Below are 13,722 nucleotides of genomic sequence, written 5' to 3'. Positions count from 1 at the left end.
GTCTGTCGAACACCTGAGATAAGGAGACGTTGTGATGTCGACACCGCGCCAAATACTTGCCGCCATTTTTGACATGGACGGATTGCTGATTGACTCCGAACCGCTGTGGGATCGGGCTGAACTGGATGTGATGGCGAGCCTCGGCGTCGATATCAGCCGCCGGAACGAACTTCCCGATACGCTGGGACTTCGCATTGATATGGTTGTAGACCTCTGGTATGCCCACCAGCCATGGGTTGGCCCCGGTCGTGATGAAGTCACCGCGCGTATTATTAACCGCGCCATTACGCTGGTTGAAGAGCAGAAGCCCCTGCTTCCGGGCGTGCGTGATGCGATCGCCCTGTGCAAGGCGCAAGGATTGAAGGTCGGACTGGCCTCCGCCTCGCCGCTGCATATGCTGGAAAAAGTGCTGTCCCTGTTCGAACTGCGCGACAGCTTCGACGCGCTGGCCTCAGCCGAGAAACTGCCCTACAGCAAGCCGCACCCTCAGGTCTATATGGACTGCGCCGCAAAACTGGGTCTGGATCCGCTCACCTGCGTGGCGCTGGAAGATTCCGTTAACGGCATGGTGGCCTCCAAAGCCGCACTCATGCGCTCTATCGTTGTGCCTGCCGAAGAAGGCCGCCACGATCCCCGCTTTGCCCTGGCGGATGTGAAACTGGCCTCGCTGGAAGACCTTACGGTTGCCCATCTGCGCGGCGAGTGACCTTCTCTTTCAGGCAGCCCTTCGCTGCCTGAAATAAAAATAAAACATCGTTTCATTTAATTGCATTTCCCGCTTTCACCTCCTATTCTTACCTTCAGAATGACAATAACCTTACTTCTGAGGCGCGTATGATACTGGAGTCCTTCACTCTTGCAGGAAAAGTGGCCATCGTCACGGGATGCGATACCGGGCTGGGACAGGGCATGGCCGTGGCGCTCGCACAAGCCGGATGCGATATTGTTGGCGTGAACCGTAAAGTTCCCGACGAAACGGCCGCGCGCATCACCGCTCTCGGGCGTCGATTTATGGCGATTCGGGCCGATCTCGGTCAACAAGAGAGCATTCAGCGCGTAGTGGATAGCGCTGTCGCCGAGATGGGACGCGTCGATATTCTGGTGAATAACGCCGGGACCATACGGCGGGAGGATGCCCTGGCATTCAGTGAAAAAGACTGGGACGACGTTGTTAACCTGAATCTCAAATCGGTTTTTTTCCTCTCTCAGGCGGTGGCCAAACAGTTTATCCAGCAGGGTCAGGGTGGGAAAATCATCAATATTGCCTCGATGCTTTCATTCCAGGGGGGGATCCGGGTGCCTTCTTACACCGCGTCTAAAAGCGGTGTTCTGGGTATCACGCGCCTGCTCGCCAACGAATGGGCTACGCATGGCATCAACGTGAACGCCATTGCGCCGGGTTATATGGCGACCAATAACACACAGCAGTTGCGCGATGATGAACAGCGTAGCCAGGCGATCCTGGAGCGTATCCCGGCCGGGCGCTGGGGATTGCCGGAGGATTTGCAAGGTCCGGTTGTTTTCCTTGCCTCTGCTGCATCGGATTATGTCAACGGTCACACCCTGGCCGTAGACGGTGGCTGGCTGGCGCGCTGACGCCGCTTTGTGACAAAGAGTTACACCGTCACCTCTTCCGTACACTGTATAAAAACCCTATACTGTATGAATTGACAGTTTGTTGGGTTTTATCATGACGGCGGAAGGCCACCTGCTTTTTTCAATTGCATGCGCAGTGTTTGCCAAAAACGCTGAACTGACCCCTGTGCTGGCACAGGGTGACTGGTGGCATATCGTCCCTTCCGCCGTATTAACCTGTCTCCTGCCGGACATCGATCACCCGAAGTCGTTTCTTGGACAACGGTTGAAGTGGATCGCCAAACCCATTGCCAGAGCGTTTGGTCATCGGGGATTTACCCACAGCCTGCTGGCCGTGTTTGCCCTGCTTACCCTGTTCTATTTAAAAGTGCCTGAAAGCTGGATAGTGCCGGCAGATGCCATACAGGGGATGGTGCTCGGCTATTTAAGCCATATTCTTGCCGATATGCTGACGCCTGCCGGTGTCCCCCTCCTGTGGCCCTGCCGGTGGCGTTTCCGTTTTCCCATTCTCGCCCCGCAAAAAGGCAATCAGCTGGAGCGCGTTTTGTGCATGGCACTCTTCGCGTACGCCGTCTGGATGCCGCAGACGTTGCCCGAAAATGGTGCAGTCCGCTGGTCATCGCAGATGATCAATTCGCTGCAATTTCAGTTCAATCGTTTCATTCATCACCAGATTGAACAGTAAACAAACAAAATAATCCCGTTTGTCATAAACCATTCCATTTGGATATAAGCGCTGCATCACACTTCTGCTAACCTTGCGCCATCAGGATCGGTAAAAACCGACCGTATAATAAATCAGGAGAACGGGGATGAATTTTCCACTCATCGCGAACATTATTGTGTTCGTTGTATTGCTATTGCTTCTCGCGCAGGCGCGCCACAAACAGTGGAGCCTGGCGAAAAAAGTGCTGGTCGGTCTGGTCATGGGTGTGGCCTTTGGTCTGGCATTACACGCTGTTTACGGCTCCGATAACCCGGTACTGAAAGATTCCATTCAATGGTTCAACATTGTCGGTAACGGCTACGTGCAGCTGCTGCAGATGATTGTGATGCCGCTGGTGTTCGCGTCTATTCTGAGCGCCGTTGCCCGTCTGCATAATGCGACTCAGCTGGGGAAAATCAGCTTCCTGACTATCGGTACGCTGCTGTTCACCACGCTGATTGCCGCGCTGGTGGGCGTGCTGGTGACCAACCTGTTTGGGCCTGACCGCTGAAGGCCTGGTCCAGGGTACGGCTGAAACCGCGCGTCTGACGGCGATTCAAACCAACTATGTTGGCAAAGTGGCCGACCTGACGGTTCCGCAGATGGTGCTCTCCTTTATTCCTAAAAACCCGTTTGCTGACCTGACCGGTGCAAGCCCGACCTCCATTATCAGCGTGGTGATCTTCGCCGCGTTCCTGGGTGTGGCTGCGTTGAAGCTGCTGAAAGACGATGCGCCAAAAGGCGAACGCGTGCTGACCGCTATCGATACCCTGCAGAGCTGGGTAATGAAGCTGGTCCGTCTGGTCATGCAGCTGACGCCTTACGGTGTGCTGGCACTGATGACCAAAGTGGTTGCGGGATCAAACCTGCAGGACATCATCAAGCTGGGCAGCTTTGTCGTCGCCTCTTACCTGGGTCTGGGCATCATGTTTGTGGTGCACGGCATCCTGCTGGGCGTGAACGGCGTCAGCCCGCTGAAATACTTCCGTAAAGTGTGGCCAGTGCTGACCTTCGCGTTTACCAGCCGTTCCAGCGCCGCGTCTATTCCGCTGAACGTGGAAGCGCAAACGCGTCGCCTGGGCGTTCCTGAGTCCATCGCCAGCTTCTCTGCTTCCTTTGGTGCCACCATTGGACAGAACGGCTGTGCGGGCCTGTACCCGGCAATGCTGGCCGTAATGGTCGCGCCGACTGTGGGTATCAACCCGCTGGATCCGGTGTGGATTGCCACCCTGGTGGGCATTGTGACCATCAGCTCCGCAGGCGTTGCGGGTGTCGGTGGTGGTGCAACCTTCGCCGCACTGATTGTGCTGCCTGCGCTGGGTCTGCCTGTGACGCTGGTTGCGCTGCTGATCTCCGTTGAGCCGCTGATCGACATGGGACGTACCGCGCTGAACGTGAGTGGCTCCATGACCGCCGGTACGCTAACCAGCCAGTGGCTGAAGCAGACCGACAAAGCGATTCTGGACAGTGAAGACGACGCCGAACTGGCGCACCGTTAATCACTGTTGAAATAAAAAAACCGCCTGATGGCGGTTTTTTTATGGCTGTTATTCTTCAACCTCTTCATCCTGGCGGATCTGCATCGCCCACCGTTGCGCTGACTCCGGCACCGTAAACGTGGGAGAGCGGCGGAAATGCTCGCCGATCAGCACAAAGGCCACGTATTTACCCCGTAACTGCCAGACGTCGCGAAAACCATCCACTTTCAGGGCATGGTCAGGCGGCGCGGGCTCAACGCGGGGCACATAGCTAATAACCTGGCGGTTTTGTTGACGAAGAGGTTTCATAAGCGACGGGTTCACTAAAGCAAATTCTTGAAGCAGGAAAATTCTATGATAGCCGATCCGACTACCTTCCGTCGCGCTCAGAGTGGGTGAGATGGCTCCTTTCGTTAATGACGGCATGTGAAAACTCTTAGTTGGCGAGCCATCTCACGACATTGTTCTATCCTTAATAGGGTTTTTAGCAATGGATAAAGGAGAAACGTGCAATGTCGAACAAAGATAAAACACATCAATCACCGATTCATGGCACTGAAGAATCGCAACCGGGTATGGACTCTCTCGCTCCAGCTGACGGCTCTCACCGCCCCTCACCGGGCCCTTCCGCGCCTGGCGAGCAGCCTACCGCACCGGGAAGCATGAAATCGCCGGATACGGGGAACGAGAAGCTGGAATCGCTTGAGCCACACCGTAAAGGTAGCGAAGGTTTTGCGCTCACGACCAATCAGGGCGTGCGTATTGCTGACGATCAGAACTCCCTTCGCGCAGGCACGCGTGGGCCGACCCTGCTGGAAGATTTCATCCTGCGGGAAAAGATTACCCATTTTGACCACGAGCGCATACCGGAACGCATCGTTCACGCGCGCGGCTCGGCTGCGCACGGATACTTCCAGCCCTATAAAAGTCTGAAAGACATTACCAAAGCGGATTTCCTCTCCGACCCGGATAAAATCACCCCGGTGTTTGTGCGCTTTTCTACCGTGCAGGGTGGCGCAGGCTCGGCCGACACGGTGCGCGATATCCGCGGCTTTGCCACCAAATTTTATACCGAAGAAGGTATTTTCGACCTGGTCGGCAACAATACCCCGGTGTTTTTCATTCAGGATGCGCATAAATTTCCTGACTTTGTCCATGCGGTAAAACCGGAGCCACACTGGGCCATACCGCAGGGACAAAGTGCGCACGACACCTTCTGGGATTACGTCTCGCTACAGCCAGAAACATTGCACAACGTGATGTGGGCAATGTCAGACCGCGGCATTCCGCGCAGCTATCGCACCATGGAAGGGTTTGGCATCCACACCTTCCGCCTGATTAACGCGGAAGGCAAAGCCACTTTCGTGCGCTTCCACTGGAAACCGGTGGCGGGTAAAGCGTCGCTGGTGTGGGATGAAGCGCAGAAGCTGACTGGCCGCGATCCCGATTTCCACCGCCGCGAGCTGTGGGAATCCATTGAAGCCGGAGACTTCCCGGAATACGAACTGGGGTTACAGTTGATTCCGGAAGAGGACGAGTTCAAATTTGATTTCGACCTGCTTGATCCGACTAAACTCATTCCTGAGGAACTGGTGCCGGTTCAGCTGGTAGGGAAAATGGTGCTCAACCGTAATCCGGATAATTTCTTTGCCGAGAATGAACAGGCCGCCTTCCACCCGGGCCATATTGTCCCCGGTCTGGATTTCACCAACGACCCGCTGTTACAGGGTCGTCTGTTCTCCTACACCGACACGCAGATTAGCCGTCTCGGCGGACCGAACTTCCACGAAATCCCCATTAACCGCCCCACCTGCCCGTATCACAATTTCCAGCGCGACGGGATGCATCGCCAGGATATCGACACCAACCCGGCGAACTACGAACCGAACTCGATCAACGATAACTGGCCGCGTGAAACACCACCGGGCCCGAAACGTGGCGGGTTTGAGTCGTATCAGGAGCGCGTCGAAGGAACCAAAATTCGTGAACGCAGCCCATCCTTCGGTGAGTATTACGCCCATCCTCGCCTCTTCTGGAACAGCCAGACCCCGATTGAGCAGCAGCATATCATCGGCGGCTTCAGCTTTGAGCTGAGCAAGGTGGTGCGCACTTACATCCGCGAGCGCGTGGTCGATCAGCTGGCGCGAATCGATATCCAGCTTGCGCAGAGCGTCGCCGATAACCTCGGTATTACCCTGACCGATGAGCAACGTAACGCAGCTCCACCGAAAGACGTTAACGGGCTGAAAAAGGATCCGTCTCTAAGCCTGTACGCCGTACCGGGCGGATCGATTAAGGGCCGCGTGGTCGCCATCCTGCTGAACGATAAAACCCGCGCCAGCGACGTGCTGGGGATTATGCAGGCGCTGAAAACCCAGGGCGTGCATGCGAAACTGCTTTATTCCCGTATGGGCGAAGTGACCGCCGATGATGGCTCCGTGCTGCCGGTGGCGGCGACCTTTGCCGGGGCGCCTTCGCTGACCGTTGATGCGGTGATTGTGCCGTGTGGAGATATTGACAGCCTGCTGACCAACGGTGACGCCGTGTATTATCTGCTGGAAGCCTATAAGCATCTGAAACCTATCGCCCTGGCAGGCGATGCGCGACAGTTTAAGGCGCAGCTGAAGGTGGCCGATCAGGGTGAGGACGGCATTGTCGAGGGCGATAACGTTGACGATGCCTTTATGACGAAGCTGTTTGATTTACTCGCCGCGCACCGCGTCTGGTCGCGCAGCAGTAAGATTGACCAGATACCGGCATAAAAAAAGCCGTACCCGATTGTGCGGCCTGATGCCCTCACCCCGCCCCTCTCCCACGGGAGAGGGAGAAAACACAAAAAACGGTAACCGAGGTTACCGTTTTGCTTTTACCTCGCCACCCGGCTTTTTTTTTACTCACAAATCCCCAAACGTCCCCAACCGATACCCGCGCTCGGCAATCGCATACTTCAGCGACGCTGACGTCAGCACATCCAGTTCCACCAGACGCGGCCAGCAGTAGGCACTTTTCCGCACGGTATTATCGACAAATGCCGGGTGCGCCATCACCTCTACGGATTTTTCACCGCGAGCGGCGGACTCATCCAGCACCTTCAGGAACAGCGCTTCGTCGATCTCGTCTCCGTAAAATGCACTGCTGAATCCATCTGTTGATTTCACAGCGCAGTCCGGCACGCCGGGCACCTCACGATCCACGCGGATCGCGACGCCTTTACGCTGTGCAAACTCCGCGACAATCGGGAAAATCGCCGGGATCATGTGCACGTGGTGATGGCTATCGATGTGCGTCGGCTCCTTGCCAAACACATCAACAAAGCGGTTAAACTGGCAATCCAGTTCACGGGTAATCTCTTCGAGCGGCAGAGCGTCCTGCTCTGCCATTTCCCAAATCCATTTCCCTAACTGTCCGTCACGCGTCAGGCCCGGCATCGGTGAAAGCGGCATACCCAGCGTCAGAACAAAATGCATGCCCACACCCAGCTCGGGAACGTCCCGACTTAGCTGAGCCGCATGTTCAACCGCCTCGCCGTTAATCAACGCCGTGGTTGAACTCACCACACCCCGACGACAGGCTTCAATGATGCCGTAGTTCTGCCCTTTCGACAGGCCAAAATCATCGGCGTTTACGATCAGCAGGTTTTCCATCGTACATCCTCTTAACGGTGGGTGAACTTCAGTTTCTCAACCGTTGCAGCAAAGTTTGGCAGCCATTTTTCATGCGCCAGGATCATCTCACTCGCCAGCTGCTCCGCATCACGGTCGGAGTGCACCAGCGGACTGAGGTTCAGGGCCAGAAGCACATCATTCAGTTCACCGCTCAACGCCGCATTGCTTGCTGCCACCTCAAAGCCTTTAATGGTGTGGATCAGGCCCATCACTTTGTCGTCAAAGTGGGTAATGCGCGGGTGCGGTTTCGCGCCGTCGCGACCCAGAATGCAGGTCATCTCAACGGCCCAGTCAGCCGGGATATTATCAATGTGGCCATGATGCGGCACGTTGACATAGTGCTCAGCCTGCTTGTCGTTATAAATGGCGTTAATCACTTCGCAGGCCGCATCGGAATAGTATGCCCCGCCGCGCTGCTCCAGCTCTTTCGGTTTAACATTAAGATTTGGATCTTTATACAAATCAAACAGCTGCTTCTCAACTTTTTGTACCACCTGGGCACGCGCGCCGCCTTTATAGTACTCGCCCATTTCGATAGCCAGCATCTCTTTCTGCTTGAAATAGTAGAGCAGGTACGAGCACGGCAGCAGGTTCAGGGAGCGGATCAGCCCTTCACTGAATGGCAGATCGAAAATGTTCTTCACGGATGCGGCGGTCAGTCGACCCGAAGCAACACCGTCGAGCAGTTCGGCAAAGCGCGACGTGCCGTTAACGATCACGTCTTTGATAAACACCATGTGGTTCAGGCCGAACAGATCGATGGAAAGCTCGTCGTTGTCGGTCAGCGCCAGCACGTCGCGAATAAACATCTTCATGCCAATCGGGATATTACAGACGCCGATAAAGCGTTTGAAACCGGTGTGGCGATAGACTGCCTCCGTCACCATTCCCGCCGGGTTGGTGAAGTTAATCACCCACGCATTCGGGCAAATCTCTTCCACGTCTTTGATGATGTCGAAAATCACCGGAATGGTACGCAGACCTTTAAACAGACCACCCGCACCGTTGGTTTCCTGTCCCAGATAGCCGTGGCTCAGCGGAATACGCTCATCCAGCTCGCGTGCTTTCAGCTGGCCGACGCGCAGCTGGGTGGTAACGAAATCAGCATCTTTCAGCGCCAGACGGCGATCCAGCGTTTTATGTACGGTCAATGGCACACCGGCTTTCTCAACCATACGTTTACACAGGTCGAAAATAATATTCAGCTTTTCCTGACCTTCTTCTACATCCACCAGCCATAATTCGCTGACCGGTAATTCATGATAACGTTTCAGGAAACCTTCCAGTAATTCTGGGGTATAGCTGCTGCCGCCACCAATGGTTACGACTTTTAATTTCTGTTGCATAATATCTCCCTTAGCGTATCAGGTTAACCGCCTGCAAGGTATAGCGTTCTCTTCCCGCTATTTGGGCAAGCAATTACGTCAATATTCGTGGCGAATAAAATCGCCGGATATTAATTAATTACCGTCAGATTTTTGCGGTAACTGTTTGGTGTGAACGAAGTAAACTTCTTAAACGTTTTAATAAACAGGCTGGGGCTACTGTAACCTGACTCATAAGCAATATCGGTGACAGAGTAATTGGTAATTTCCAGCTGTTTCTTGGCAAAGTTAATGCGGATTTCATTAATAATTTGCACAGGCGTTTTACGATAATAACGCTGCGTCGCGCGGGTTAAATACTCCTGCGACTTGCCCGACAACGAAACCATATTTTCCAGCGCGTTGTCGCTGAACTGCCCTTTGTCGTGCATGAGCTCAACGGTGCTGCGAAGCCACTGTGGGATATCATCAATGACCTGCTGTTCTTCGCGATGATGGCGAAGGCGGTTCATCACATAAAACGTCACGGTTTCAATAAACTCGTCGAACTCATTGTCGCGGAAGTTGAGTGAGGCAATAACCGTTTCGATCCAGGTCATGAACTCGTTTTTGACGCGATAGACCTGTGACGCCACGAAGCAGAACGGTACCAGCGGCAGATAATGTTTCTCAAAGAAGCGTCGGCTGACGCCCACATTCAGAATGCGTGTGGCACCAAACTCGTAAAAGCTCTGATGATAGGACCCCATCGGCAGGAAGACAAAATCTCCGCGCTCCAGTAACACGCGCTTACCGTTGATCTCCTGGTAGTAGCGGCCGGTCAGAACAATCGTGAACTCGTAGTAGTCATGCTGGTGCAGACCACTGGCGCTCTCCGTCTTGTTGTAAATAACCACGTGAAAATTCTTGCCATTAAACAGCTGCTGCTCAAGTGCGGTTTTAATTTCCATCGTGCTGACCTCCTGCTGCCTGACCTGACTTACTGCATCTTCTCGTGAAGCTCGATTAACTCTGCCACCAGCTCGCGCGCCAGCATGGAGGTCATCAGATGATCCTGGGCATGTACCAGCACCAGGCTCACCTTCATTTTCCCTTCGCCCTGGTCGCCTTCGATGAGCTTCGTCTGCACCAGATGCGCTTCATTCAGTGCAAGACGGGACTGGTCCATCATGGTTTTTGCTGCGGCGAAATCACCCTGCTTGGCCTGCTTCAGCGCGGCATACGCCAGGCTGCGTGCCTGTCCAGAGTTGATGATAAGCCCCATAACCACTTCTTCCAGATCGTTCTCTACGGTTTCGTCTGCGACAATACTATCCAAATCTAACATCGTTAAGCTCCTTTTAGCTGGCGCGGGTTGCCCCGCGCCGTGCAATTTTAGAATTTCAGTGCGAGGGCGATATCCTCTTCGCTCTCTTCTTCATCGATAACGGTTGCCGCTTTGTTCGCTATTGCCACGAATGGCATGTAAAGCAGGGTTGCAATCCCGAGGTTGAATATCGCCAGCAGGAATGCCGCAACGCTACCGTTGGTGTTAAAGAACGCGCCCAGACCGGCAGGCATGGTCCACGGTGCAATGTTGGTCACCGGCGGGATAATGCCCAGGTAGTACGCGGTCAGGGTGATTGCCGCCAGCAGCGGTTGCACCAGGATGAATGGAATGAACATCACTGGGTTCATGATGATTGGCAGACCAAACAGAATCGGTTCGTTAATCTGGAAGATGCCTGACGGCAGCGCCAGCTTCGCAACCTGACGATGATCGGCACGACGAGAGACAATAAAGACCGCGATGATCAGACCCAATGTCGCCCCGGTACCGCCCAGGAAGATATAGGAGTCAAGCATCGGTTTCGCCCACACATGGAAGGTTTTACCGGCTGCCAGCGCCGCATCAACGGAGCCGTACTGCTGATAAAGCGCAACGTTTTCCAGTGCCCAAGGGGTCATGATACCGCTGTCCAGCGCCGCCAGTGCCAGTGAACCATGCACGCCGAAGAACCACAGCAGGGAGGTAAAGATGACATACGCCCAACCCACCACTCCACCCATTGACGCCAGCGGCGTAGAGATAGAGTCCATAATGATCTGGTGGAAGTTTGTGCCCCAGTGAGAGAGCGCCCAGGCGATAATCCCCATAATGGAGAGAATAATGAAGCCTGGAATCAACGCGGAAAATGAACGAGATACCGATGCCGGTACGCTATCCGGCAGACGGATAACCCAGTTGCGGCGAATAATGAACGTGAACATTTCCGCAACGACCAGACCGATAACAATACCCGAAATAATATTAGCGCCACCCAGCCAGTTAGCACCGACAGCATAAGCCTCGCCGACGCTGTATGGGGTAACCGTCATAAATGCTGCGACAGAGAGTAAACCTGCGGCCAGAGGATCCACTTTACGCTCTTCCGCCAGCGCCATCCCGATAAAGAAAGGCGCCATCAGCGACATAATACCCAACGTACCGTTGTATACGTTGCCGCCGATGGCTTTAAGACCATTAAGGGTTTCAATAGTGGAAGCGTCTAACCGAATTCCTAATGAATAAAAGAAGGAACCTTCACCAAAGCTCAGAAAAACGTTGTTAATTAAAACGAACATTGCCCCGGCCAGCGTCAACGGCATTAATTTAATAAAGCCGTTTTTGATGGCATTAACGTGAGGCTGCTTTCCTATTTTAACAGCAAAAGGAAGGAGTACCTTTTCAAGTGAAGCGATGACTTTACTCATAGGAAAATACCCTTAAATGCCGTAACGCATGTTACGGCGTATTGTGTGTGAAATAACTCTTTGACGGGAAAAATAAATAATTAATTAGCAGCTTTTTTAATAGCTGCAACAGCAGCTTTTTTAATAGCTGCAACAGCAGCTTTTAATACACCTAAACCATCAATCTTACCGTACAGCCCCGAGTCGATGACTTCGACCGGTTTATGAGGCAGCAAACGCTGAATTTCTGGCAACATATAAGCGATTTGCGGCCCCAGTAAAATAACATCTGCTGTCTGGCCCTTTTCGCCCGCCAGCGTCTCTGGAAACGCCTCGATCACCACAGGAACTTCATACTTTTCGGCCTGCGCACGCATCTTGGAAACCAGAAGTGAGGTTGACATGCCCGCAGAACAGAACAGATAGATATGTTTCTTTTCCATAATAACTTCCCTCTTGTGTGCCCCCCGCCGTCGCGCTATCACTCGACTTGCTATCCCGGCTGACGGGTAGGTTACTTACTGTTGTTTGTCGTTGAAACGAGTATACGCAATGGTACAAGGAGGGGATAATTCTGGATAGGGTCAAATTGTCTCTCATTGACCTGGCTTGTTGACTCTCTTCACATTTCGGGCAAATAATTCGCGCAAAGAAATAAGATTTACGTATGCATAAAAAAACCGGCCACCAGGCCGGTTAGTTAACATCCTCAGGCAAGCGCGGTTACTGCGCCTTAGGGGCCTGTGGATCGGTGTCGTATTCTGCACAGGTCTGATAGCCGGAGTTAATCACATGACCGGTATCATCCAGCGCGACAAAGTAGGTCTCTGCCTTACCATCACGTTGACCCAGTATGTAGGTCTGACAGGTTCCCTTAGCATGAATCATGGTGACTTCAGAAGAAGGTTTACCTGCAATTGCAGCAACCTGTGAACGCGTCATCCCTTTTTTGACGTCTTTTACAACTGGCTGGGTAAACTGATCCTTGGTGCGATCGTAAGCCGTACACCCTGCCAGCATAGTCAGTACCGCCGCTGCGCTTAAAATTCCTGCTACGTTCTTGTTCATATTCCGTCCTCTTGTTTATCAGCGTGTTAACTAAGCATGGGATAAAAAATACTATTGTTCAACTTTGCGAGTTACGCCACACGAATTTCGGAAAATTCTAATAAAACAACGATAAGCTGCTAAAGCGCCGCAATTTAGCGCACTCGAAACTGTGATCCTTGTCGTTTTACGCCCAAAGGGTTAGTTTTAACAGATAACATTTTTCTGTCTCGTTCTGCATAGGGAGGGCGTAATGGCTCTGCAACAAGAGATTATCCAGGCGCTGGGCGCGAAACCTGCAGTAGATGCAAATGAAGAGATCCGCCGAAGCGTTGATTTTTTGAAGTCCTACTTAAAAACAAACGCTTTCCTGAAGTCTCTGGTGCTGGGCATCAGCGGCGGCCAGGACTCTACGCTGACCGGCAAACTGTGCCAGATGGCCATTTCAGAGCTGCGTGAAGAAACGGGTGATAATGCGCTGCAATTTATCGCCGTGCGCCTTCCTTATGGTGTGCAGGCCGACGAACAAGATTGCCAGGACGCGATTACCTTCATTCAGCCCGACCGTGTTCTGACCGTGAACATTAAAGGTTCCGTGCTGGCAAGCGAGCAGGCGCTGCGCGAAGCCGGTATCGAGCTGAGCGATTTTGTCCGCGGCAACGAAAAAGCGCGTGAGCGTATGAAAGCGCAGTACAGCATTGCGGGCATGACCAAAGGTGTTGTTGTCGGCACCGATCACGCAGCGGAAGCCGTCACCGGTTTCTTTACCAAATACGGCGACGGCGGCACCGACATTAATCCGATCTTCCGCCTCAACAAGCGTCAGGGTAAACAGCTTCTCGCCGCACTTGGCTGCCCGGAGCATTTATACAAGAAGGCGCCAACCGCCGATCTGGAAGACGATCGCCCTTCCCTGCCTGATGAAGCAGCCCTGGGCGTGACCTATGACAATATTGACGATTATCTGGAAGGCAAACAGCTGGATGAAGGTACTGCGAAGATTATCGAAGGCTGGTATCTGAAAACCGAGCACAAGCGTCACACGCCGATTACGGTGTTCGACGACTTCTGGAAAAAATAAAGCAAAACGGTAACTGGTTACCGTTTTTAGTGTTTGCACCCTCTCCCGTGGGAGAGGGTTGGGGTGAGGGCATCAGGCCACCCGACTCTTTTTTAACCACCACACACCTGTT

General features: G+C 53.4%; 12 protein-coding genes and 2 pseudogenes. 6 read left to right on the top strand and 8 right to left on the bottom strand.

The annotated features are described in order from the left end of the window. The first annotated feature begins 34 nt into the window (after positions 1-34). The 4 genes and pseudogenes from hxpB (at position 35) to tcyP (ending at position 3,801) form a co-directional block, all read left to right on the top strand. Positions 35-706 (top strand): hexitol phosphatase HxpB, encoded by a 672-nt coding sequence (gene hxpB / locus EXW94_RS02125; RefSeq protein ID WP_174339379.1) that lies wholly within the window; start codon positions 35-37, stop codon positions 704-706. Positions 707-834: 128 nt separating this feature from the next. Beyond that, a complete protein-coding gene (gene kduD, locus EXW94_RS02120; protein ID WP_042714490.1) occupies positions 835-1,596 on the top strand; it encodes a 2-dehydro-3-deoxy-D-gluconate 5-dehydrogenase KduD in 762 nt (253 codons plus the stop codon). Between the two features lie 94 nt (positions 1,597-1,690). Then, the gene (locus EXW94_RS02115; RefSeq protein WP_010426116.1) at positions 1,691-2,281 is read left to right on the top strand and encodes a metal-dependent hydrolase; all 591 of its coding nucleotides are present in this window, start codon (positions 1,691-1,693) and stop codon (positions 2,279-2,281) included. Between the two features lie 127 nt (positions 2,282-2,408). Then, positions 2,409-3,801 (top strand): annotated as a pseudogene (tcyP, locus tag EXW94_RS02110) (cystine/sulfocysteine:cation symporter). 48 nt (positions 3,802-3,849) lie between these two features. Here tcyP and cedA read toward each other — a convergent pair. Further along, a complete protein-coding gene (gene cedA / locus EXW94_RS02105) occupies positions 3,850-4,125 on the bottom strand; it encodes a cell division activator CedA (protein WP_256350567.1) in 276 nt (91 codons plus the stop codon). 167 nt (positions 4,126-4,292) lie between these two features. Between cedA and katE the strand changes: the two genes are divergently transcribed. After that, positions 4,293-6,542 (top strand): catalase HPII, encoded by a 2,250-nt coding sequence (katE, locus tag EXW94_RS02100; protein WP_108416804.1) that lies wholly within the window; start codon positions 4,293-4,295, stop codon positions 6,540-6,542. 132 nt (positions 6,543-6,674) lie between these two features. On the opposite strand, the gene chbG is transcribed toward katE, so the two are convergent. From chbG to osmE, 7 genes and pseudogenes are all read right to left on the bottom strand, one after another. Continuing rightward, on the bottom strand, positions 6,675-7,424 hold the full coding sequence (chbG, locus tag EXW94_RS02095; protein ID WP_108416803.1) for a chitin disaccharide deacetylase: 750 nt from the start codon (positions 7,422-7,424) through the stop codon (positions 6,675-6,677). Between the two features lie 11 nt (positions 7,425-7,435). Then, positions 7,436-8,791: a 6-phospho-beta-glucosidase gene (locus EXW94_RS02090; RefSeq protein ID WP_089599100.1), complete on the bottom strand. Its 1,356-nt coding sequence runs from the start codon at positions 8,789-8,791 to the stop codon at positions 7,436-7,438. 110 nt (positions 8,792-8,901) lie between these two features. Beyond that, positions 8,902-9,738, bottom strand: a pseudogene (chbR, locus tag EXW94_RS02085) (transcriptional regulator ChbR); the annotation flags it as partial. 11 nt (positions 9,739-9,749) lie between these two features. Continuing rightward, the gene (gene chbA, locus EXW94_RS02080) at positions 9,750-10,097 is read right to left on the bottom strand and encodes a PTS N,N'-diacetylchitobiose transporter subunit IIA (RefSeq protein ID WP_010430147.1); all 348 of its coding nucleotides are present in this window, start codon (positions 10,095-10,097) and stop codon (positions 9,750-9,752) included. Positions 10,098-10,144: 47 nt separating this feature from the next. After that, positions 10,145-11,503 (bottom strand): PTS N,N'-diacetylchitobiose transporter subunit IIC, encoded by a 1,359-nt coding sequence (gene chbC / locus EXW94_RS02075; RefSeq protein ID WP_010430146.1) that lies wholly within the window; start codon positions 11,501-11,503, stop codon positions 10,145-10,147. An 80-nt stretch (positions 11,504-11,583) separates the two neighbouring features. Continuing rightward, on the bottom strand, positions 11,584-11,964 hold the full coding sequence (locus EXW94_RS02070; protein WP_277922488.1) for a PTS sugar transporter subunit IIB: 381 nt from the start codon (positions 11,962-11,964) through the stop codon (positions 11,584-11,586). A 241-nt stretch (positions 11,965-12,205) separates the two neighbouring features. Then, the gene (gene osmE, locus EXW94_RS02065) at positions 12,206-12,550 is read right to left on the bottom strand and encodes an osmotically-inducible lipoprotein OsmE (RefSeq protein WP_010430142.1); all 345 of its coding nucleotides are present in this window, start codon (positions 12,548-12,550) and stop codon (positions 12,206-12,208) included. A 232-nt stretch (positions 12,551-12,782) separates the two neighbouring features. On the opposite strand from osmE, the gene nadE reads away from it, so the two are divergent. Next, entirely contained in the window at positions 12,783-13,610 is an 828-nt protein-coding gene (gene nadE / locus EXW94_RS02060) for an ammonia-dependent NAD(+) synthetase (protein ID WP_108416802.1), read from the top strand. The last annotated feature ends 112 nt before the right edge of the window (positions 13,611-13,722 follow it).

Source organism: Enterobacter sp. JMULE2, from assembly GCF_013337145.1.
In the GTDB taxonomy this organism is placed as follows: Bacteria; Pseudomonadota; Gammaproteobacteria; order Enterobacterales; family Enterobacteriaceae; genus Enterobacter; species Enterobacter mori.
This window is presented reverse-complemented; position numbering and strand designations above follow the sequence as displayed.

Excerpts from the sequence above, each read along its gene's own strand:
- hxpB (WP_174339379.1), top strand. The coding sequence starts at position 35 with ATGTCGACACCGCGCCAAATACTTGCCGCCATTTTTGACATGGACGGA.
- kduD (WP_042714490.1), top strand. The coding sequence starts at position 835 with ATGATACTGGAGTCCTTCACTCTTGCAGGAAAAGTGGCCATCGTCACG.
- EXW94_RS02115 (WP_010426116.1), top strand. The coding sequence starts at position 1,691 with ATGACGGCGGAAGGCCACCTGCTTTTTTCAATTGCATGCGCAGTGTTT.
- katE (WP_108416804.1), top strand. The coding sequence starts at position 4,293 with ATGTCGAACAAAGATAAAACACATCAATCACCGATTCATGGCACTGAA.
- chbG (WP_108416803.1), bottom strand. The coding sequence starts at position 7,424 with ATGGAAAACCTGCTGATCGTAAACGCCGATGATTTTGGCCTGTCGAAA.
- EXW94_RS02090 (WP_089599100.1), bottom strand. The coding sequence starts at position 8,791 with ATGCAACAGAAATTAAAAGTCGTAACCATTGGTGGCGGCAGCAGCTAT.
- chbA (WP_010430147.1), bottom strand. The coding sequence starts at position 10,097 with ATGTTAGATTTGGATAGTATTGTCGCAGACGAAACCGTAGAGAACGAT.
- chbC (WP_010430146.1), bottom strand. The coding sequence starts at position 11,503 with ATGAGTAAAGTCATCGCTTCACTTGAAAAGGTACTCCTTCCTTTTGCT.
- osmE (WP_010430142.1), bottom strand. The coding sequence starts at position 12,550 with ATGAACAAGAACGTAGCAGGAATTTTAAGCGCAGCGGCGGTACTGACT.
- nadE (WP_108416802.1), top strand. The coding sequence starts at position 12,783 with ATGGCTCTGCAACAAGAGATTATCCAGGCGCTGGGCGCGAAACCTGCA.